This window comes from Hyphomonas jannaschiana VP2, assembly GCF_000685215.1.
In the GTDB taxonomy this organism is placed as follows: Bacteria; Pseudomonadota; Alphaproteobacteria; order Caulobacterales; family Hyphomonadaceae; genus Hyphomonas; species Hyphomonas jannaschiana.
The window spans coordinates 264,754-284,270 of sequence record NZ_ARYJ01000005.1 but is presented as its reverse complement, the minus strand read 5'-3'; the positions used below and the strand labels follow the sequence as shown (position 1 = coordinate 284,270).

Below are 19,517 nucleotides of genomic sequence, written 5' to 3'. Positions count from 1 at the left end.
TGTCTCCCTGTGCGGCTTATTTTTCCCCGAACAATCCTGTCTGTTGGCCTATTTCTTGTCCGCCCGGATTTGGCAGGCCGAGGCGTTCATAGGCGAGCGGCGCCGCAACGCGCCCGCGCGGCGTGCGGGCGACATAGCCGCGCTGCATCAGGTAAGGCTCGATCACGTCTTCCACCGCATCACGCGCTTCAGACAGGGCGGCGGCCAGCGTCTCCACGCCGACAGGCCCGCCGGCATAGGTCTTCACCAGCGCATGCAGGTAGCGCCGGTCCAGCGCGTCGAGGCCGTCGCTGTCGATCTCCAGCCGCTTGAGGGCACTCGCTGCGCTCTCGCGGTTGATCGCATCGCCTGCGGCCTCGGCAAAGTCACGCACCCGGCGGAGGAGGCGCAGCGCAATCCGCGGCGTGCCCCGCGCACGGCTCGCAATCTCGACGGCGCCTTCCTCCGTGATCTGCGCATTCAGCTTGCGCGCCGCGGCCATGACGATACGGCCAAGCTCTTCGGGCTCATAGAATTCCAGCCGCACAGGAATGCCGAACCGGTCGCGCAGCGGCGTTGCCAGCAGCCCGGCTCGCGTCGTGGCACCGACCAGCGTGAAGGGCGCAAGATCCAGCCGCACGGACCGGGCCGACGGCCCCTCCCCGATCACGATGTCGAGGGCATAGTCTTCCATCGCCGGATAGAGGATTTCCTCCACAACCGGCGGCAGGCGGTGAATTTCGTCGATGAACAGGACATCGTTCGGCTCAAGATTGGTGAGGATCGCGGCCAGGTCGCCCGCCTTGGCGATCACCGGGCCGGAGGTCGCGCGGAAGCCGACGCCCATTTCACGGGCGAGGATTTGCGCCAGCGTCGTCTTGCCGAGGCCGGGCGGGCCGAACAGCAGCACATGGTCCAGCGCCTCAGCTCGGCCCCGCGCGGCCTCGACATAGACTTTGAGGTTCGCCTTCGCCTTGCGCTGGCCAACATAGTCCTCAAACGTCTGAGGACGGAGCGCCCGGTCCAGCGCATCCCCGCCCTGTGCGTTCGGATCGGAGAGGGACCCTTCGCGGCTCATTTCGCCAGTTCCTTCAGGGCCGCTTTCACGAGCACGCCGACATCGTCAGCCGCATCCTTCGCCACGCGTGCCACAGCGCGCGCGGCATCGGACTGGGAGTAGCCGAGATTGACGAGCGCAGAGATCGCCTCGCCCCGGGCGCCGGTTGCCGCGGCCACAGGCGCGCTCGCCATACCGGCGGCGCTGGCCGCTTCGAACTTGCCGAAACGGCCCATCGGCGGCGGCTTGCCGGAGAGGTCATGCACAATCCGCTCGGCCAGTTTCTTGCCGACACCCTTGGCGCGCTCCAGCACTTTGGCATCGCCAAGTGCGATCGCATCCATCAGCTCGGCCGGGCTGATCGCATCGAGGATTGCCATCGCGGCCTTCCCCGCCACGCCATGCACATCCTGCAGGCGGACGAACCAGGCGCGCTCTTCATCCGTGCCGAAGCCGAACAGGGTGATGGAATTCTCCGTCACCCGCGTTTCGACATGAACGGTGATCTTCTCCCCCGCATGTGTGCGCGAGAGGAGCCGTGTACCGGCCATGCAGACATAGCCGACGCCGTTCACGTCCACGAGCAGATGATCCGTGCCGAGGCCCGCGACCTCGCCCACAAGACGTCCGATAATCATGCCGCCCCCCGCTTCATGTCAGCCGGCAGATGGTGGGCCGCACAGATGGCGCAGGCCAGCGCATCGGCGGAGTCAGACTTGAGGTCCGCCGCCTTGGGCAGTAGGCGTTTGACCATGAACATGACCTGGTCCTTGTCCGCCGTGCCGGTACCGACAACGGCGAGCTTGATCTTGCGGGGTGCAAACTCCGCGACCGGCACACCGCCCATGGCCAGCGCCGCCATCGCGGCGCCGCGCGCCTGGCCGAGCTTCAGCGCTGAGCGTGGGTTGGCGTTCACCAGCGTCTCCTCCACGCCAGCGGCCGTCGGCTGGTGATAGCGGGCAAGTTCCCCCACAGCCTCAAAGATGCCGCCAAGGCGCTCGGCCATATCCTGCTTCGGATCAACCGAAATCACGCCATGCGCAATATGCGTCAGCCGCATGCCGCTAAGCTCGATCACACCCCAGCCGGTATGGCGCAGGCCCGGGTCGATACCGAGGATTCGAATCGTGGTGGTCATCCCTCTAACCTATCAGGCGTGCCGGTTAATGACACCTTGCATTTTCCCGATTTGTTCACACCCCTGCCCCCGGAAAGACTGCAGACGCGGCGGAATATCAGTTGCGAATGCTTCTCATTTCGGGCAGGACAGGCGCAGACGCATTTCCCCGACCGGAAGGAGCCCTGCAAGGCCATGGACATCAAGAAGAAACGCTGGACGCATCTCGGCCTCGGCGCCGCCCTCATGACGACGACGGCACTGGCCGGATGTGGCGAGCCCGCTGCCAAGGACACCCCGCCCGCCGAACAGCCCGCCGCAGATACGGCCACCCCGGACGCGGCCGCCACCGAGGCCGAAGTCGAAGCGAAGCTGGACGCGGTGAACGCACCGGCCGCTGCCTCCGGCGAAGGCGAAGGCGGCGTGGCCATCGAAGCCGCGCTGACCGATCCGGTCGTCTACAATATTGCTCTCACCGTGGCCGAAGCCCACGTCCTGGCCGCGCGCGACGCGTATCGTGATGGTGAAACACAGGCCGCCGGTGAAATGTTCGCGCACCCGGTGTCCGAAGTCCTGTTCGACATGGAGCCGGTATTCGAAGCACGCGGCGTGGCGGACTTCACAGACCAGTTCCTGGACGCCTCCGCCGCCGTGTTCGCCGGTGAGAGTGTTGAGGAGATCAATGCACGCACCGCGAAAATCGTCGCCACCCTGCGCAAGGCATCGGAAAAGGCACCCGACGACGGCTCCAGCCCGGCAGCAATCACCACCGGCGTGGTGGCCGACATGATCGACCGCTCGACCAAGATGTATCGCCTTTCCACCGAGTCGGACTTCTACGAGCCTTATCTCGACGGCTACGGCTTCTACACCGCGGCGAAAGACCAGTTCGACTCCGAAGAAGAGGCTATCGCGGTGGAAAATCCAGATGCGGCAGAGGCCATTCGCGGTGCGCTCAGCCTGCTGGGCGAGGCCTACCCGACCGCCGCCCGCCCTGACACGCTGGATGCGGACGTCTCGGCCCTCACCGTGGCGGCTTCGGAAGTCTTCCTGACGGTTGGCGACTAAGCGCTAGAAGACCGGGCGGGCGACCATCAGCCAGAGGATCGCCAGGACGGCGAAGAAGGCCGGAAACCCGCAGGCAAACCAGATCCGGTAGAGACGGAAATAGCGCTCCGGCAGGGGCGCGCCCGTCTCCACCGCTTCGCGCGCGAGATCGCGCAATTTGTGCTGTATCCAGACGACCGGCAGCCAGAAGAGGCCGGTGAAGACATAAAGCGCCAGCGCCGCCACGATCCAGCCCTGCGTCAGCGGCCAACCCATTTCCATGGCGAGCAGCGTGCCCGTGATGGGCTGCGCAACCACGGCCGTCGCCGTGAACAGCCAGTCCGCAATCACCACGATGGAGGCTGTGTGCGCGATCAGACGCGCATCCCGCGTCCGGTGGGCCATCACCATGAAGAAGGCGATGCCTGCACCTGTACCGAGCAGGACGGTCGCCCCGATAATGTGCGCCCAGCGCAGGAAATGCATCCACTCCATCAGCGCGCCTCCGTCAGGGTCCAGACGGTCAGCGACAGGGCGATGGCCGGAAAGACTTTCACCATCGGCCCCAGCGGATCGGCCCAGAGATGCGGCGCGAGGATCGCGCTGCCGGCGAGGTAAGCGAGGCTGACCAGCACAGCCGCAAGCGCCGCCGGACGCGTGAACGGCCGGACGAGCAGGGCCGCCCCGATGACAATATCGGCGACGGAGCCGCCAAGGACCAGCGCCTTGCCGGTTGCGGCGGGCATCTCCGGTCCGAAGACGGCCATGGCCGCAGATTGCTGTCCCCAACCGATCAGGCCGGAGACAATCCAGAAAGCCGACAGGATCAGCAGAAGGAAAGGATAGAGCAGCGCCGTGCGCGCATAAGTCCGCTCCTGCACGGTGGACGGAAGTGCCGACAGCGTGTCCGCGAGGTTTCGCACCGGCCATTGCTGCGCATTTCCTGTCACCCCCTTCCCCAGCACTTTCAGGGACGTTGTCCGCAAGGCCGGGCGCCAGCCGAGCCAACCGGCAAGATCCCCCAGTCGTGCGGTGAGCGCCCCGAGAAACAGCGGCGCACGGATCACCGCCTTCGGCGGCGCAAAGCCAAGCCAGGCCCGGATGGCGAGGATCAGGTCTTCAAGGCGCGTGGGCTCGGATGACAGGAGGTCTGCATCCACGCCGGTGAGGCGATCTTCCACCGCCCGCACAACAGCCTTGGCCACATCCTTTACGTGCACGGTACGGATGTCTGCATCTGCCAGCATGACGGGCTGGACCAGTGGCACAGCGGCCAGCTGGCGCAGCAGGCTGGTGCCGCCATAGGCTTGCGGGGACAACACAAGGCCGGGGCGGAAGATCACCCAGTCCAGTCCGCTCGCCTTCACGGCGGCGTCACCCTCGGCCTTGGAGCGGTAAAACACCGTGTCCGAACTTTCCGACACGCCGGGCGCGGAAATCTGGATGATCTGGCGGACGCCAGCCGGTTCGCACGCGGCGGTCAGGGCCCGCACAGCATCCCGCTGCACGGCCATGACATGGTCATTCATCCCGTCCTGCAGCACGCCGGCCGCATTCACGACCACGTCCATGCCGGCCAGAACATGGGTCCAGTCCTCTGCCTCTGTCATGTGGGAGAGGTCCCGCCCGATCCAGGTCACATCCGGCACAGCCGCCTCGCCCTTGCGTACCGACCGGCCAAGCCCCGTCACCTCATGCCCGGCGGCCAGCAATGCCTTCGTGATGGAAAGCCCGATCAGGCCGTATCCGCCAAGGACAAGAATTTTCAAATTGTCCCCCCTGCCCCCGAAGGGCGCCTCAGCTCATCCAGCGGAGTGTGCGCGGTTCGATCGGATTGTTGAAGTCGCGTTCTTCGGTGCGGGCCTCGGTCCATTCGCGCTTCAGGCGCTGGTACCATTTGGCCTGCACGTCGATGTCATCGATCCAGAGCATCGCTTTCTGGTGCGCCATGCCCTCGTTCTGGAGGTTCACCATCGTGCCGTCCTGATCGAGGAATTTACGGCCTGCCGGTTTGGCAATCGGAATGGCGAGGTTCAGGAGCGGCGCGCCCGTCCACCAGGTGAACTGGGTGATGCGCGTCTTCTTTGGCGCCTCAGGCGTCAGACAGGTCAGCGTCAGCAGGCGCGCGGTATCATTGGAGACGATCTCCCAGCGATAGCCCGGCAGCTGGAAGCGGATCTCGGTCTGCACATCGCCGCCGAAGATCCAGCGGTAGAGCTTCGAGTTCGAACTTGGCGCATGCCGGTCGATGGCCCAGCCGCGCTCCGTCGGCACGAAGGGCTTCTCTTTCAGCTTCAGCCCCGCCGAGGGCGGTCGCCACCACCACTGATTATGCACGAAGGGCACATGCGCCGGGTCCATCAGGCCGACCACGGCGTCATCCATATGCGCATTGAACACGTCATGGATGATGAATTTCGGCTTCGCGGGCAGCGGTCCGAAATCCGGCGGCGGCACGGCAGGCTCGCCTTCGAAGCGCGGATTGTGCGCAACATAGAGATAGACCGCCCCGTTGGCCTCATGCACCGGATAGCGGCGCACTTTCACTTTGGACGGATCGTAGGGGCTGTCCTCGGTCAGGCTCGGCATCAGCTTGCAGACGCCGTCCCCTGCCCCGAACCGCCAGCCATGATAGGGGCATTGCAGCGCCCACTCGCCATCGGTCTCCAGCTGCTGGCCCGCCGACAGCGGCACCAGCCGGTGCGGGCAGATGTCCCGCAGGGCGAACGGCTCGCCGGCCGGGGTGCGGCCCACGACAACCGGCTCACCGAGGACCAGGATGCGGTGCTGCTTGCCAGCCTTCAGCTCAGCCGACGGGGCGGCGAGATACCAGCAATCCGTCAGGAAGCCGTCCTCGGTGATGCCGGTCTTTGCCGGTGCGGGGTGCTGTGTGTCAGCCATAGTTCCCCTTACACCGGCTACAGGTCAGCGGAAACCCGGTGAGGCACGTAGATAGTCCGCTATAGTCATGGCGTAATCAGGCTTAAATCGCTGGCCGGTAGCGCGGATTGACCGACAGGTCCGGCCGCGGGCGCACACCGGTGACGCGGGTCACGATGGCCTCCAGTGTCTGGAAAAAGCGGATCCGCTCCAGAACCGGGTTCACATGATTGGTCAGAACGCAGAAATGCGTGTCCTTGCCTTTACGGTGATGCGCCGCGTGATGGCGGTGGGATTGCAGCAGGCCGGTTTTCTGCAACGCCGTGATAATGCGGCCATTTTCTGGCGGACTCCGGTGGGCACTGGCATGCGCCTCGTTCGACATGACGCCGAAAATGACCGCGGAGACGGTGAACGCATTCAGCACATCGAAGGCCCAGAAGGCTGCCAGAAAGGCTGCGCCAATCGCCAGGACTTCCCGGTTGCGCGTCCACAGCGTGCCTTTCAGGAAGCTCCGCGGCGTGAAGTGGTGCTGCTGGTTTTCCCGTATCGTGTGCCCGATAACCGGCCATTCCGGATTGCCATACCGGTCCTCCAGCCAGTGGACCACGCCGGAGATAAAGTCCGCAAACCAGAGCCCGCCCAGCACTTTGAGCAGGAAGGCGCCTGCTGCTGTAATCGTCGAACCCACCATGATTGTCTCCTGACTTGCTATCGGGTTTTCAGAGTTGTTAGTGAACGCTCATTTGCATATCGGGGCGGCATTTGCAAGCAAACACTCACTCAATCAGCTTGCCTGTAGAAACGGGATTCTAAAAACACTCCGCCCGAAATCCCGCATCGCGAGCGGCGGCTGGCGTGTCCGGAGGCCCGGTTCATTGCTGTGCCCAGCCAAAGACCTCTTTCCGCCCCGCACAGGCGCGGCTATATCGCGCGAATGACACCTCGCGACAAAATCCGGAATTTTTCCATCATCGCCCATATCGACCACGGCAAGTCGACGCTGGCGGACCGCCTGATCCAGACCTGCGGCGGCCTGACCGACCGGGAGATGAGGGAGCAGGTGCTCGACTCGATGGACATCGAGAAAGAGCGCGGCATCACCATCAAGGCCCAGACCGTGCGCCTGACATACAAGGCGAATGACGGTGAAGAATACGTCCTCAACCTGATGGACACGCCCGGACACGTCGACTTCTCCTATGAGGTCTCCCGCTGCCTCGCAGCCTGTGAAGGCGCTCTGCTCGTGGTCGACGCCTCACAGGGCGTCGAAGCCCAGACCCTGGCGAACGTCTATCAGGCCATCGACCAGGACCTCGAAATCGTACCGGTCCTCAACAAGGTGGACCTGCCGGCCGCAGACGTGCAGCGCGTAAAGGATCAAATCGAGGACATTATCGGCCTTGATGCTTCCGACGCGATCGAAACCTCCGCCAAAACCGGGCTCGGCATTACCGATGTGCTGGAAGCGATCGTCACCCGCCTGCCGCCGCCGGAATCCGGCGACGCGGCCGCCCCGCTCAAGGCCGCGCTGGTCGATGCTTATTACGACCCCTATCTCGGCGTCGTGGTGATCGTGCGCGTGCATGACGGCGTGCTGAAGGCCAAGCAGAAGATCCGCATGATGCGGACCGGCGGAACCTACGAAATCGACAAGGTCGGCACGTTCAATCCGAAACTGACCGAGGTTGAGGCGCTGGGCCCCGGCGAGGTCGGCTATTTTGTGGCCTCGATCAAGGAAGTCGGCGATACGGCCATCGGTGACACAATCACCGAAGAGCGCCGCCCGGCCGAAAAGGCCCTGCCCGGCTATAAGGAAGTTCAGCCGGTCGTTTTCTGCGGCCTGTTCCCCATGGATGCGGGCGACTTTGACGATCTGCGCGCAGCCATGGGCAAGCTACGCCTGAACGACGCCTCCTTCACCTGGGAGATGGAAACCAGTGCCGCCCTCGGTATGGGTTTCCGCTGTGGCTTCCTCGGGCTCCTGCATCTCGAAATCATCCAGGAACGCCTCAGCCGTGAATTCGATCTCGACCTGATCGCCACCGCCCCGTCCGTGGTCTACCAGATGACGATGACCGACGGCACGGAGATCGAGCTGCACAACCCGGCCGACATGCCGGAAGTGACCAAGATCAAGGAAATCCGCGAGCCGTGGATCAACGCGACGATCTACACGCCGGATGAATATCTCGGCGCCATCCTGAAACTCTGCCAGGACCGCCGCGGGATTCAGACCGAACTCTCCTATGTCGGCGGACGCGCGCTTGTGAAATACGAGTTGCCGCTGAACGAAGTGGTGTTCGACTTCTACGACCGCCTGAAATCCATCAGCCGCGGCTATGCCAGCTTCGACTATGAGATTATCGGCCACCGCGCCGAGAACCTCGTGAAGCTGCAGATCCTCGTCAATGACGAACCAGTCGATGCGCTCGCCATGCTGGTGCACCGCGACCGGGCCGAAAGCCGCGGGCGCCAGATGTGCGAACGCCTGAAAGACCTGATACCGCGTCAGATGTTCAAGATCCCGATCCAGGCAGCCATCGGCGGCAAGGTGATCGCACGTGAAACCCTCAGCGCCCTGAGAAAAGACGTGACGGCAAAATGCTATGGCGGCGATGCCAGCCGGAAGCGCAAACTGCTCGACAAGCAGGCCGCCGGCAAGAAACGCATGCGCCAGTTCGGCAAAGTCGAAATCCCGCAGGAAGCCTTCGTCGCCGCCCTCAGGATGGACGGGGACTGATCCCTTAACTGAACCGCCGGATGTAGGGGATGCCGGAGAAGAGCAGTCTCTGCGGCACGCCATTGATCACGCCATCGAAGTGAATGCGTTCCGGTGAAGAGGCATCTGTCGTGCGCCAGCCGCCGTCCTCTGCAGGGACGAGTTCCACGATGTTGCCGAGGAACACCCTGTCGTCACGGACATAGACATAGAGCGGCCCGGCCCACCGGTCGTCATTGTCATACCGGCCGGCGAGAGCACGCAGGGACTTCGCTGGTGGTGGCTTATACGCCGTGGACGGATCCACCAGATATTCCACGTCCCCGCACCAGGCCCTGACCGCCCCGCCGTTCTCTGCCTCGACGACCACACCGGAGAGCGCATGATCCGGATCATCCGTTGCGAAAAGGCCGCTCGCAACGGGATAAAGGGCACTATCCCGGTCACTCTTGCGAAGACGCAGATCGCCCCCGGAGACCACCACATCGAACTGGTCGCCATCGGCTGCCGTGAACCGCCCGGCGAACATTTCCGGAGAGGCCAGCGCCTCATGCGGCGGGGCCGGGTCAGCCACGGGCGCGCCTTCCTGCATGGCACGCATCAGATTGCAGGCGTGGATCGTGATATTCTTGGGGCGATAGTTCAGCGCATAATGGACATTGGACGACGCAAACGCCGCCACGCCCGCCTCAACATCCACATGAAGCGACGAACAGAAGGACACCATGCCGCCAGTATGGTGCAGGTAAGGCCGTCCATCGATTTCGACATGGGCTATCCCGTTCCCGTATTTCGCCCCCTCCCCCCATCCATCGGCCGGGTCGGAAAGGAAGCGCTTCGCCGTCTCATCCGAAAATACCGGCGCGCCTTTTCCATCCGCAACATTCATCAGGAAACGGAGAAACTTGATCATATCACCGGGCGTTGCCGCAATGCTGCCGGCTGCGTTGTCGCTGTCGACCCATGCGGTGGGCGTCATCTTTGCCGGGATAGGGTTCAATCGATCCGTCAGCGCGGGTTCATACCCCTGAGCATAACGGGGACGGTCTGCCACATGAAGAGCTGCCACACTCTCCTCCATGCCAATCCGGTCGAGTACCCGGTCGCGGATAACATCAGGGAACAGACGCCCATCCGCCGCAGCGATCATGTTTCCTGCAAGCTGGTAGCCGCAATTCGAATAGGACCAGTTCGAACCCGGCTCAAAGCCGGACCATAGCCCGCCTTCCGGAAAGAGTGCCGAGTCCCCCGGCAGGCCGGCTGTATGGTTCAGCAGGTGCTGCAGCCGGATCTGTCCCCCGCCCCGGACCTTCAGTCCTTTCAGGCTATCCAGAAGCTTTACATCCGGAGACAGGCGGCCCTCGTCGATCAGTGACCAGGCCGCGAGCGCCGTGAACATTTTGGAGATTGATCCGATCTGAAAGAGATGATCGGGACGGACGGGGATATTCTGTTCAATATCCGCAAACCCTGCCGTCACCACTGCTTCATATCCATCACGGGTGACGAGGGCGACGGTCATCCCTGGAAGGCCCCAGGCTGCACGGTGCTGCTCGATATAGTCTCGCAGCGGGCCGGTGACCTGGTCATCCGGGGCCGTCGGAACAGTGTCTGCTGAACCCGTGTCTTCGACATCCGGTGACGCCGACCCGGCCTGCTTCTGGCAAGCTGCCAGAAAACTGGTCGCCAGCGCGGCACTGCCCAGGAATGCTCTGCGGTCAATGTCCATCTGCGCCCTCTTCCAATTCTCTGCCAGCCGGTGTCTCGCAGGGCAGTCTTATCGGGTTCCCGGGCAGGTGAAAGGGGGCGCCTGCGCCGGGCTGGTCATGTGCCCGATAAACGGTCAGGTCTGGTCACGGGCGTCATCCAACGCCGCGATCCGGGCATCGAGCTGCTTGACGGCGCGCGCGTTCAGCCAGGCGACTCCTGCAAACACAGCCGTAACAATCGCGGTCGCGATGCCGAACTGAAAGAAGCGCGCCATCAAGGGCAAACCACTATCGGGTGCAAAGGACACGCCGCCGACAAAGAGAAGCATGCCCGGCACGAAAGGTGCCAGATACCAGCGCGGCACCGTCGCCAGTGCCTGCCGTTGGCGAAAGAGTTCGGCGCGATGAAAATCGAGCAAGGGCTCGCCGCCATCTGGCTGACTGCCCGGCGCACTCGCCTTCGTGTGAAGGGCGTATGCGACATAGGCTGCCGCAAGAGCCGTCAGGATGCAGCCGGCTTTGACGACAAGGTCGGGAATGAGAAACGCCATCCAGCCAAACACTGCAATCACCAGCGCCGCTGCGGCATACTCCGTCAGGTTCCGCGTACGGATACGCGACTGGAAGCGCCGGGAATGAGCATGAATATCTGCAAGTGACATTGAGAACGTCTCCTGTGTCTGTTGGGTCCATAGGGTTTGGAGGGGATCACGATCAGGCATGTTTCGGCTCCTCGAAATCTTTGGCGAGCTGTGCCTTGAGGCGGGAAATGCGAGTTGCCACTGCACCGGAAGACAGGCCGGTAATCTCAGCGATCTCCGTGGCGGGCAGGTCTTCCAGATAGAGAGTCAGGATCTGCCGGTCTGGTATTTTCAGGCGGCGGATCCAGGCATTCAGCCGCTCAATCGCATCGCCCTTCTCGAACGCCGCCGCGATGTTCCGGCCATCCGGCAAGTCGGGAACCTCATCGAGCGCGATCTGGCCTGTGTTGTGGCGCCTTTCCCGGTCGACATGGCGAGCGGCGGTATTGTGTACCACCCGGTAAACCCAGGTGCTCAACTGGCAGCGCCCATCGAACAGGCCGAAACTCTTCCAGAGTGCGACATGCATGTCCTGCAGAAGGTCGCGGCGCCTCTCGGGATTGGCCTCGCTGGCACGGGCGAGACGCTGCAGGGCCGGACCGAATTGACTGGCCGCCTTCTGATAGAGCGCATCCTGATCTGCGTGTTGTGTCATGCCTGTTTAGTGCCAGCCCGGAGGGGTTTCTTACAGACCCAGTTCAGAAAAGCGCCCTTTCCTGCCGCTATCGCCGCTTGGGCCGTCCGGATTCCGGCGCTATATGCCCGGCATGACACGCCCACTCACCCTTCTCGGCATCGAGACCAGCTGTGACGAAACGGCTGCGGCAGTCATTCGACTTGCGCCCGAAGGGACGGTCGAGATCCTGTCGGAAAAGGTCCATACCCAGCTGGAAGAACACGCCCCCTATCTGGGCGTCGTGCCGGAGATCGCTGCCCGCGCACATGCGGAACTGGCCGACCAGACAATCGCCGCTGCGATGAAGGATGCCAGCATTTCTTATTCGGACCTTGATGCCATCGCCGCAACATCCGGCCCGGGCCTGATCGGCGGCGTCTTGGTCGGCATGATGACGGGCAAGGCCATCGCGCAGGCGGCAGGCAAACCGTTTCTGGCAGTCAACCATCTGGAGGGCCATGCGCTCAGCCCGAGGCTGACCCATGACTGCCCCTTCCCCTACCTCTTGCTGCTTGTCTCCGGCGGGCATTGCCAGTTTCTGGAAGTACGCGGCCTGGGCGATTATCGCAGGCTGGGGTCGACAATCGATGATGCCGCAGGTGAAGCTTTCGACAAGACCGCGAAGTTGCTGGGACTTGGGTTTCCGGGAGGGCCGGCGGTGGAACGCATCGGCGCAGCCGGCGATCCGAAAGCCATCGACTTTCCCCGACCACTCCTCAATAGGCCCGGCCTCGACATGAGCTTTGCCGGCCTGAAAACCGCTGTCGCCCGCGCCGCAGAGGCCGAAGACCTAACCGCTTCCCGAATGGCCGACATCTGCGCCAGCTTTCAGGCGGCTATCGTCGATGTGTTGTCGGAAAAAGCGCGGCGGGCGCTGGAAGCATTCAATCCGGTAGGCGGCAACGGTAAGCGTTTTGTCGTTGCCGGCGGCGTTGCCTCAAACAAGGCGATCCGGGCCGGCCTTGAGAAAGTGGCGGAAGAGAACGGGGCGGTCTTGATTGCTCCGCCGATGCGCCACTGCACGGATAATGCTGCGATGATTGCGCTTGCCGGGGCCGAGCGTCTGGCCGGCGGTCTTGAGCATCCGGAAGGTGACCTTGGCGCCGGGGCAAGACCTCGCTGGCCGCTGGATGAAGCGGCGGCGAAGTCCGATCCGGCCTATACGACGGGACGCCGGGGCGCCAAGGCCTGATAGGTCAGTCTGTCGGGGCGCAAGGCCTCAGACCACGAATTCAGCGAACGACACCATGGTGGCGAGCAGGCCGATCGTGAATGGCAGGGCTGCCATCAGGGCAACAAACGACTGGCGGGATTCCGTTTTTGAAAGGGTCATTGTCTCTGTTCCTTATGCGGGAACGGCCATCAGTGCCGTCCACGAGCTTCATATAGAGAAGCTGTGAACAAAAATCAATGAACGATTTTAAAATTATTCAGAGTTCAGTATTTGCTGTCGTCACGGGACCTTCGCGTCCCTCGACAAGCCAGCCAGGATCAGGTCCATAACCCCTGTCAGTTCGCGCTTGAGTTTTGGCAGGGTGAGGTGGGAGAACAGCTGCGGAAACCGGAACTTCATCAGCGCGGCCTGTATGAACTCCGCGGTTTCATCGAGGCGGTCCAGCGGGCGGAACACGCCGTCGCGGATGCCATCTTCAAGGATCTGCACCAGATAGACGCGTTCCTGCGCCATCTGCTCATTCATGTAGAGCGGCCGCTCATCTCCTAAAACTTCTGCCACTTCCAGAATCTTGGCCTTGGCCTCGATGGCCTGATAGGTGCTGACCATACCGTAGTCGAAGAACTCACGCAGCCGCTCCGGTGCAGGCCGCTTCTCACGTGCGATGGAGGCATAAGCCTGGTACATCTCCGCACTGAATTTGCGGGCCATGGCCTCGGCGATATCCAGCTTGGACGCGAAGAAGCGATAGATGTTGCCTGCAGACATGCCGCAATCCTTGGCAATCTCGGACATCGTCGTCTTGGCGTAACCATAATGCAGGATGCGCTCCATGGCGGCATCCAGGATCTGCTGGCGGGTATCTGTGGTGTCGTTCATGGAGCCGGACCATACCGGGAAATGCTGAAGGATCAATGATTCATTCAGGCGGCAGGGAATCTGTCGCGGCACCCATAGGCAGGTGAGGCCGACTGTGCGATAGCCTGCCGGGCAAATCGGATGGAGACGCCCAATGCCCCTTTTCTGCCTGCACTGCCTGGACAAGACCGACGGGGGCGCCGAAGCCCGCGCCAAAGCGCGGCCCGCTCATCTGGCCTGGGCGGCAAATCTTGGTCCATGTGTCCGCATGGCCGGTCCGCTTCTTGATGAGGGCGGGAACATGGTTGGCTCCGTTTTCCTGATCGAAGCCGGGGATCTCGCAGCCGCCAAGGCGATCCACGCGCAGGATCCGTACGTGACCGAAGGTGTCTTCGGGCATGTCCACATCAATGAGACCCGCTGGGCCATCGGCGAGGGCAAGCCGGAATGAGGCGTCTCGTTCTCGGGAATTTGAACTATTCCAGCTGGTCGATCCGCCCGCTGATGGTGGCCCGCAAGACCGGTCTGCCAGTGGAAGAAGTCATCGTCCCGCTGGATTTTCCGGAAACCACCGCCCGACTGAAGGAAATCAGCCCGACTGCAAAAGTACCGCTGCTGATCTGGGATGACCAGACCATCTGGGAAAGCCTCGCCATTACCGAGTGGATTGCGGAATGGGCCCCGCCGGGAGAAGTCTGGCCGGAAGATGCAGCCGCCCGGGCCGTGGCCCGCGCCGCCGCCAGCGAAATGCATGCAGGCTTTCCTGAACTGCGCGGCAAATGCCCGATGGACATAAGAGGCCGGGAACTGCCGCCGGAAATGACCGTCAAACTCGCCGCAGACATCGATCGGATCCAGGAATTGTGGAGCGGGCTGCGGGCCGAGTTTGGCCGGAATGGTCCGTTCCTGTTCGGAAAGTGGAGCGCGGCAGACGCCTTCTATCTTCCGGTCGTCACCCGTTTCCGCACCTATGGCCTGCCGCTCAGCGGCGCAGCGGCCGACTACGCCGCAGCCGTCCTGTCAGATCCGGACTTCCTGAAACTGGAAGAACAGGCCAAGGCAGAGCCGTGGTGGATCAAATACGGACCGGACGGCCGCTCCAGCGGCTATCTCAAGACGGAAGACTGAGCAGGTCGTAACCGAGATCGTGGCGGAAAAGTTCACCGATCTTGCGCTGATAAATCTCAAGCGCATCGCCTGAGAACAGATCGGACAAACTGGTCTTCCGGTTCTGCAGAACATTTGGCTCAGCTTCCGGATCGACCTTTTCAGCCATGGCATCCTTGGTCCCGGCCGCCAGCGCTGCCTCGATAGAACCAGCGGTCAGGTTCAGCCCCCAGTGCCGGTCCACAGCCTCAAGCACTTTGCGCGGATCTTTCAGAGTGTCCTCATAATGGACCACAAGAATGGACTCGCCATGCCGGGCAAGCACTTCGCCCCAGCGGTTCCAGAAGCGGGCCAGCCAGTAGAGATCGCACCGGTACTTCGTTCCACCGGGGTCCCCTTCCAGATAGGTCAGCCAGTCGACCTTGATGTCGTATTCCCATTTCGCGTGATGGCTGGCGAGAATCGACATCGGGTGCCGAACGGCCAGCACATAGGGCGGCAACTTTGCCAGGCCGCGGGCCCATCCCCAATCCGCAAGCCGATGCGGAATCGTGTGGCTGAAAGCAAGCCGGGGAAGCTCCGGGAAGACAGGCGCATCTTTCGGCCAGCCAATATAGGGCCGGACGGCATTCTCGGAAAAATACCTGGGCCGTTCGATCCCGTGCGTCTCAGCCAGAGCGACCGCGAGCATGTATTTCAGCCAGTGCGTACCGGAATTCTTGGACGTAACCAGCACACCATCAAATGCACCATGGCGCAGGACAGAGAAATTGGTCCAAGTCTCATTGAGCACCTTGGTCCGGTAGGCAGAAGGCAGGGTCGTTGCAGTCATGAACCGGCCCTAGGGCCAGATGACCGATGGCGCAACTCAGGTCTTCAGGCCTGCCTTGTCACGGTAAACCTGCAGTAACGCCATCTGGTCGCGGGTCGGCAGGCCTTCCGCTTCGGACACGGCCACCAGCATCGCATCCAGGTCGACGATTTCCTTTGGGCCGAGCACGGATGAGGTCACAATCAACCGGCTCAGCCTGCGCATTGTCTCCGCTGGCGGCGGGGCCGAATTCGTCACCCAGGCGGCATGTGCCGTCAGGGCGTCAGCATCCTCCTGGCTGAACTCGAAATGATGCATGATTTCGCGGTCCATGACAGCGGTCTGATTGTCAGTTAGCGGGCCGCCTCTGGCGCGTGCCACCTCCATCATCATGATGGCCGCAGCCTCACGCGGGTCCTCGATCAGCGTCAGCCCGCCTTTCCCTGCCTTGTACTGGAAGGCCAGCTTGCGCGGCATGTTGATCGCCGTCCTGGCCACCTTGCCGGCCTCATGCAGGCCATCCCGCGCCATCCGGATCCGCCAGGACCAGACGCCAATCGCCACAAGAATGCTCAGGATGAACAGCAGAATATGCATGGTGTGAGGATAACCCGCCTCAGCTTTCCGTGCCACCACCAAACGTACGGCGCAGCCAACCCATGATGCCACCGAAAATCGCGATCAGGATTACCCAGCCCTTTTTGAGGAAGAGCAGCCCCACCCCCAGCAGGCCGACCTTCTTGGCAGCGGCCACACCAACGCCACCCGCGATCAGGGCCGCTACGCCGTAACCGGCAGTCTTGTCTCCCTGCCGGTAATCCTCATACCGATTGCCTTCATTGAAGTCTGGAATAGCCAACACTTCCGGCGCCGCAGCCCGGACAGATTCCAGAGCAGTCATAGAGGCAACGAAATTGACAGAGAGGACCCCGCCCCTGCCAAGAACCCGCATGTCATAGTTCAACGTGTGCTCACCTCCCGAGGTCGAGAAGACGAGATCCTTGGCCCAGCCGATCCGGTGGCTTGCTGCGTCATAACTCGGTTCCACCGCCCAGCCGACCAGTTCAGCCGTCGCATAACCTTCCCGCTCCAGCAGGGAGTTGTTGCGGCGTGTCGCAGCCTGCATGTCCTTCAGCAGAGCGGTGTAATCGGTATGAGCTGCATCATCATCGCTGACATAACCGCTGCCTTCATAAGTGATGACCGCGCCCCATTCTGCTTCGGCCGGTGAAGCGCCTGCGGGGAACAGCATACCAAGAACCGTATCGTCGGGCGGATTGCCCCACAGGTCTTCAAGAACGAGCTGGCTTTCCTGACTGTCGTAATAATCTATAGAATCCGGCACATTGAGTGTGACCGGCGCGCCCTTGAGCGCAATCTGCCCGTGCTCGACCGATACGTCTTTCAGCAGGTCTTCCGCATACGCGGCATAGGCTGCTGCACGCTCTTCCGGTGTTAGATCCGCAACGGGATCAGCCGCTTCCTGTGCATATGCAAAAGGCATCGACGCCATCGCCGCTGCCATAAAAATAATCCGGAACATTTGCGCCCCCCAGTTGACCCCGCTGGCAACCTAGACCGGTAGCCAGCGGGGCAGCAAGTGGGAAATCAGCGCTATTCGCCGCTGTCGTCCGCTGCGGCAGCCGCATGGGCCTGTGCCAGAACATAGGCGCGGATCGCTTCGACATCGTCCTCGCTGAGATAGTCTGCGAACGACACCATGCCATTGGCGGAATAGTGCCCTTCAAGAACCACGCCTTTCCAGGAGTCCGGATTTGCCGAAATCGCCGACCAGCGCAGGTCCGGCAGCACGCCCGAGCTCACCGCCAGCGGGCCATGGCACACGGCGCAGTTACGAGCGTAATCGACGACGCCTTCGGCAAGCTGTGCCTCGGTGCCGAAGGGTTCGGCCTTCGGTGTCCGGTCAATAGCCGGCAGGTCCGCATCCGGAATTTCACCGGTGCCACCCAATTTGAACGTCACAATCTTGCCGACGGTGGATGGCACTTTTTCGTCATAGGCAAATCCGGCCGAAAGGGCGAAAGCGCTGCCCCAGCCGGTCGCGATGGTCACATACTGTTCGCCATCGATCATATAGGTGCCTGGGCCGGCGCCGGCGCCTGACTTGACGTTCCGGCTCCAGAGCTTGTCCCCTGTGGCGGCGTCATAGGCAACGAAGTCACCGTTGAGCTTGCCCTGGAAGACAAGCCCCCCCGCGGTGGACAGCACACCGCCATTCCAGGCATTGCCGTGTTCCACGGTCCAGCGCGGTTCACGTGCCACCGGGTCCCAGGCAATCAGGCGCCCCTTGAGGGTGGAACGCAGGAATTTCGCCACTTCCGGCGTGGCCACGGTCGGGACACCGGCGGAGAAGTCTGCGCCTGTATTCCACTTGATTTCCTTGGTGAAGAAGCGCGGGTCTTCAGCATAAGCCTGCGGGATTTCCTGCGCCGGGATATAGGCAAGGTTCAGATCCGGGTTGAAGGCCATCGGGTGCCAGTTGTGCGCCCCGAGCGGACCGGGAAGCTGATTGTACGGCACCTTGCCATAGCGTGCCTCGGGCACTTCGATGGGCCTGCCGTTTTCATCCAGACCAGTGGCCCAGTTGAGGGGCACGAACGCATCGCCGGAAATGAACTCGCCGGTGGCCGCATCGATCACGTAGAAGAAACCATTCTTGGGTGCCTGCATAGCGACCCGGCGCGGCGCCCCGCCCTCTCCGAGCGGCAGGTCCGCCAGGATGATCGTCTGCGTCGCGGTATAATCCCAGTTGTCTCCGGGCGTCGTCTGGAAGTGCCACTTGTACTCGCCGGTATTCGCATCGACGGCGACGATGGAAGACAGGAACAGATTGTCCCCGGCCGACGGATCGCGGAACGTCCGATTCCACGGAGACCCGTTACCGACCCCGAAGATGATCTGGTCATTCACTTCGTCATAGACAATGGAATCCCAGACAGTGCCGCCACCGCCATCGGTGACCCAGGCACCTTCATCACCCCACGTCGCATTGCCGATCTGTTCGAAGGCCGTGTCAGACACTTCACCATCCGGCTGTTTCTGCGGGTTGGGCACGGTGTAGAAGCGCCAGACCCTGTCACCGGTCTCCGCATCATAAGCAGACAGGTAACCGCGCACGCCGAGTTCCGCACCGCCATTGCCGATCAGGACCTTGCCATTCACGACACGCGGCGCGCCGGTGATCGTGTAAGGCTTGGACTGGTCAACCGTCACTGTTTCCCAGACAAGATCGCCCGTCTTGGCGTCCAGTGCCTGAAGGCGGCCATCAATGATGCCGACATAGATCTTGCCGTCATAGACAGCGACACCGCGATTCACGACATCGCAACAGGCATTCACGCCAACGGCGCGGTCAACGTCCGGATCATGTTCCCAGAGCATTTCGCCTGTCTTGGCGTCGAGCGCATAAACGACCGACCAGGCGGACGTCACGAACATCACGCCATCGACGACGACCGGCGTGACTTCGACGCCACGGTTGGTTGCAAGGTCGAACGTCCAGGCGACACCCAGCTGATCGACATTGTCCTTGTTCACCGCATCCAGAGACGAGTGGCGCTGCTCGTCATATGTGCCGCCATAAGTCAGCCATTCCGCGCCGGCCGAGGCCGTTTCGATCCTTGCGGTGTCGACAGCGGCAAAGGCTTTGGCTTCCGGTGCGGGCGCAGGTGCGGTTTCCTTGGGACCACATGCCGCCAGCAATGCCAGCGCAGATCCTGCCAGAAAAATTCGGCTCAAAGCGGCCATGTCGGTGTTCCTCCCCTCGACATTGTGCAAA

General features: G+C 62.4%; 20 protein-coding genes. 5 read left to right on the top strand and 15 right to left on the bottom strand.

The features are described 5' to 3' along the window. Positions 1-16 precede the first annotated feature (16 nt). The 3 genes from ruvB to ruvC are packed head-to-tail and all read right to left on the bottom strand — an operon-like array spanning position 17 to position 2,174. Entirely contained in the window at positions 17-1,057 is a 1,041-nt protein-coding gene (gene ruvB / locus HJA_RS09955; protein WP_035581555.1) for a Holliday junction branch migration DNA helicase RuvB, read from the bottom strand. Next, a complete protein-coding gene (gene ruvA / locus HJA_RS09950; protein WP_155839916.1) occupies positions 1,054-1,674 on the bottom strand; it encodes a Holliday junction branch migration protein RuvA in 621 nt (206 codons plus the stop codon). Before ruvA ends, ruvB begins: the two co-directional genes overlap by 4 nt. Beyond that, complete coding sequence (gene ruvC / locus HJA_RS09945; protein ID WP_035581553.1) at positions 1,671-2,174, bottom strand: crossover junction endodeoxyribonuclease RuvC; 504 nt, start codon at positions 2,172-2,174, stop codon at positions 1,671-1,673. The genes ruvA and ruvC overlap by 4 nt, the downstream gene beginning before the upstream one ends. 174 nt (positions 2,175-2,348) lie before the next feature. Between ruvC and HJA_RS09940 the strand changes: the two genes are divergently transcribed. Continuing rightward, complete coding sequence (locus HJA_RS09940; protein ID WP_035581551.1) at positions 2,349-3,221, top strand: hypothetical protein; 873 nt, start codon at positions 2,349-2,351, stop codon at positions 3,219-3,221. A 3-nt stretch (positions 3,222-3,224) separates the two neighbouring features. Here the strand turns inward: HJA_RS09940 and HJA_RS09935 are convergent, their stop codons facing one another. The 4 genes from HJA_RS09935 to HJA_RS09920 all read right to left on the bottom strand — a co-directional run bounded on the left by HJA_RS09935 (position 3,225) and on the right by HJA_RS09920 (position 6,774). After that, the gene (locus tag HJA_RS09935) at positions 3,225-3,695 is read right to left on the bottom strand and encodes a DUF2269 family protein (RefSeq protein WP_035581549.1); all 471 of its coding nucleotides are present in this window, start codon (positions 3,693-3,695) and stop codon (positions 3,225-3,227) included. Then, positions 3,695-4,969 (bottom strand): SDR family oxidoreductase, encoded by a 1,275-nt coding sequence (locus HJA_RS09930; protein ID WP_035581548.1) that lies wholly within the window; start codon positions 4,967-4,969, stop codon positions 3,695-3,697. Before HJA_RS09930 ends, HJA_RS09935 begins: the two co-directional genes overlap by 1 nt. Before the next feature lie 28 nt (positions 4,970-4,997). Continuing rightward, positions 4,998-6,101, bottom strand: coding sequence for an aromatic ring-hydroxylating oxygenase subunit alpha (locus HJA_RS09925; protein ID WP_035581546.1), 1,104 nt, complete (start codon positions 6,099-6,101; stop codon positions 4,998-5,000). Positions 6,102-6,183: 82 nt separating this feature from the next. Next, positions 6,184-6,774 (bottom strand): fatty acid desaturase CarF family protein, encoded by a 591-nt coding sequence (locus HJA_RS09920; RefSeq protein WP_035581544.1) that lies wholly within the window; start codon positions 6,772-6,774, stop codon positions 6,184-6,186. A gap of 243 nt (positions 6,775-7,017) precedes the next feature. On the opposite strand from HJA_RS09920, the gene lepA reads away from it, so the two are divergent. Next, positions 7,018-8,823 (top strand): translation elongation factor 4, encoded by a 1,806-nt coding sequence (gene lepA / locus HJA_RS09915; protein WP_035581542.1) that lies wholly within the window; start codon positions 7,018-7,020, stop codon positions 8,821-8,823. Positions 8,824-8,827: 4 nt separating this feature from the next. Here lepA and HJA_RS09910 read toward each other — a convergent pair whose 3' ends face one another. The 3 genes from HJA_RS09910 to HJA_RS09900 form a co-directional block, all read right to left on the bottom strand. Further along, the gene (locus tag HJA_RS09910) at positions 8,828-10,531 is read right to left on the bottom strand and encodes a serine hydrolase domain-containing protein (RefSeq protein ID WP_035581539.1); all 1,704 of its coding nucleotides are present in this window, start codon (positions 10,529-10,531) and stop codon (positions 8,828-8,830) included. A 114-nt stretch (positions 10,532-10,645) separates the two neighbouring features. Then, positions 10,646-11,173, bottom strand: coding sequence for a hypothetical protein (locus HJA_RS09905; RefSeq protein ID WP_035581537.1), 528 nt, complete (start codon positions 11,171-11,173; stop codon positions 10,646-10,648). 52 nt (positions 11,174-11,225) lie between these two features. Continuing rightward, complete coding sequence (locus HJA_RS09900; RefSeq protein ID WP_035581536.1) at positions 11,226-11,747, bottom strand: RNA polymerase sigma factor; 522 nt, start codon at positions 11,745-11,747, stop codon at positions 11,226-11,228. 112 nt (positions 11,748-11,859) lie between these two features. On the opposite strand from HJA_RS09900, the gene tsaD reads away from it, so the two are divergent. Next, on the top strand, positions 11,860-12,960 hold the full coding sequence (gene tsaD, locus HJA_RS09895) for a tRNA (adenosine(37)-N6)-threonylcarbamoyltransferase complex transferase subunit TsaD (protein ID WP_241764338.1): 1,101 nt from the start codon (positions 11,860-11,862) through the stop codon (positions 12,958-12,960). Between the two features lie 261 nt (positions 12,961-13,221). Here the strand turns inward: tsaD and HJA_RS09890 are convergent, their stop codons facing one another. Next, complete coding sequence (locus HJA_RS09890) at positions 13,222-13,821, bottom strand: TetR/AcrR family transcriptional regulator (protein ID WP_035581830.1); 600 nt, start codon at positions 13,819-13,821, stop codon at positions 13,222-13,224. A 133-nt stretch (positions 13,822-13,954) separates the two neighbouring features. Here HJA_RS09890 and HJA_RS09885 point away from each other — a divergent pair, with 133 nt between their 5' ends. Next, positions 13,955-14,251 carry a YciI family protein gene (locus HJA_RS09885; RefSeq protein WP_035581532.1) on the top strand — a complete coding sequence of 99 codons (297 nt, stop codon included), beginning with the start codon at positions 13,955-13,957 and terminating at the stop codon, positions 14,249-14,251. After that, the gene (locus tag HJA_RS09880; protein WP_035581530.1) at positions 14,248-14,928 is read left to right on the top strand and encodes a glutathione S-transferase family protein; all 681 of its coding nucleotides are present in this window, start codon (positions 14,248-14,250) and stop codon (positions 14,926-14,928) included. Before HJA_RS09885 ends, HJA_RS09880 begins: the two co-directional genes overlap by 4 nt. Here HJA_RS09880 and HJA_RS09875 read toward each other — a convergent pair. The 4 genes from HJA_RS09875 to HJA_RS09860 all read right to left on the bottom strand — a co-directional run bounded on the left by HJA_RS09875 (position 14,912) and on the right by HJA_RS09860 (position 19,486). Further along, positions 14,912-15,739 (bottom strand): sulfotransferase domain-containing protein, encoded by an 828-nt coding sequence (locus HJA_RS09875; RefSeq protein WP_035581529.1) that lies wholly within the window; start codon positions 15,737-15,739, stop codon positions 14,912-14,914. The two genes, HJA_RS09880 and HJA_RS09875, sit on opposite strands and share 17 nt — an antisense overlap. A 36-nt stretch (positions 15,740-15,775) precedes the next feature. Continuing rightward, positions 15,776-16,315, bottom strand: a complete 540-nt coding sequence (locus HJA_RS09870; RefSeq protein WP_035581527.1) for a hypothetical protein — start codon at positions 16,313-16,315, stop codon at positions 15,776-15,778. A 19-nt stretch (positions 16,316-16,334) separates the two neighbouring features. Continuing rightward, positions 16,335-17,261 carry a DUF2167 domain-containing protein gene (locus HJA_RS09865; RefSeq protein WP_081814631.1) on the bottom strand — a complete coding sequence of 309 codons (927 nt, stop codon included), beginning with the start codon at positions 17,259-17,261 and terminating at the stop codon, positions 16,335-16,337. Positions 17,262-17,332: 71 nt separating this feature from the next. Next, positions 17,333-19,486, bottom strand: coding sequence for a PQQ-dependent dehydrogenase, methanol/ethanol family (locus HJA_RS09860; RefSeq protein WP_035581525.1), 2,154 nt, complete (start codon positions 19,484-19,486; stop codon positions 17,333-17,335). Positions 19,487-19,517 lie beyond the last annotated feature (31 nt).

Excerpts from the sequence above, each read along its gene's own strand:
- ruvB (WP_035581555.1), bottom strand. The coding sequence starts at position 1,057 with ATGAGCCGCGAAGGGTCCCTCTCCGATCCGAACGCACAGGGCGGGGAT.
- ruvA (WP_155839916.1), bottom strand. The coding sequence starts at position 1,674 with ATGATTATCGGACGTCTTGTGGGCGAGGTCGCGGGCCTCGGCACGGAT.
- ruvC (WP_035581553.1), bottom strand. The coding sequence starts at position 2,174 with ATGACCACCACGATTCGAATCCTCGGTATCGACCCGGGCCTGCGCCAT.
- HJA_RS09940 (WP_035581551.1), top strand. The coding sequence starts at position 2,349 with ATGGACATCAAGAAGAAACGCTGGACGCATCTCGGCCTCGGCGCCGCC.
- HJA_RS09935 (WP_035581549.1), bottom strand. The coding sequence starts at position 3,695 with ATGGAGTGGATGCATTTCCTGCGCTGGGCGCACATTATCGGGGCGACC.
- HJA_RS09925 (WP_035581546.1), bottom strand. The coding sequence starts at position 6,101 with ATGGCTGACACACAGCACCCCGCACCGGCAAAGACCGGCATCACCGAG.
- HJA_RS09920 (WP_035581544.1), bottom strand. The coding sequence starts at position 6,774 with ATGGTGGGTTCGACGATTACAGCAGCAGGCGCCTTCCTGCTCAAAGTG.
- lepA (WP_035581542.1), top strand. The coding sequence starts at position 7,018 with ATGACACCTCGCGACAAAATCCGGAATTTTTCCATCATCGCCCATATC.
- HJA_RS09910 (WP_035581539.1), bottom strand. The coding sequence starts at position 10,531 with ATGGACATTGACCGCAGAGCATTCCTGGGCAGTGCCGCGCTGGCGACC.
- HJA_RS09905 (WP_035581537.1), bottom strand. The coding sequence starts at position 11,173 with ATGTCACTTGCAGATATTCATGCTCATTCCCGGCGCTTCCAGTCGCGT.
- HJA_RS09900 (WP_035581536.1), bottom strand. The coding sequence starts at position 11,747 with ATGACACAACACGCAGATCAGGATGCGCTCTATCAGAAGGCGGCCAGT.
- tsaD (WP_241764338.1), top strand. The coding sequence starts at position 11,860 with ATGACACGCCCACTCACCCTTCTCGGCATCGAGACCAGCTGTGACGAA.
- HJA_RS09890 (WP_035581830.1), bottom strand. The coding sequence starts at position 13,821 with ATGAACGACACCACAGATACCCGCCAGCAGATCCTGGATGCCGCCATG.
- HJA_RS09885 (WP_035581532.1), top strand. The coding sequence starts at position 13,955 with ATGCCCCTTTTCTGCCTGCACTGCCTGGACAAGACCGACGGGGGCGCC.
- HJA_RS09880 (WP_035581530.1), top strand. The coding sequence starts at position 14,248 with ATGAGGCGTCTCGTTCTCGGGAATTTGAACTATTCCAGCTGGTCGATC.
- HJA_RS09875 (WP_035581529.1), bottom strand. The coding sequence starts at position 15,739 with ATGACTGCAACGACCCTGCCTTCTGCCTACCGGACCAAGGTGCTCAAT.
- HJA_RS09870 (WP_035581527.1), bottom strand. The coding sequence starts at position 16,315 with ATGCATATTCTGCTGTTCATCCTGAGCATTCTTGTGGCGATTGGCGTC.
- HJA_RS09865 (WP_081814631.1), bottom strand. The coding sequence starts at position 17,261 with ATGTTCCGGATTATTTTTATGGCAGCGGCGATGGCGTCGATGCCTTTT.
- HJA_RS09860 (WP_035581525.1), bottom strand. The coding sequence starts at position 19,486 with ATGGCCGCTTTGAGCCGAATTTTTCTGGCAGGATCTGCGCTGGCATTG.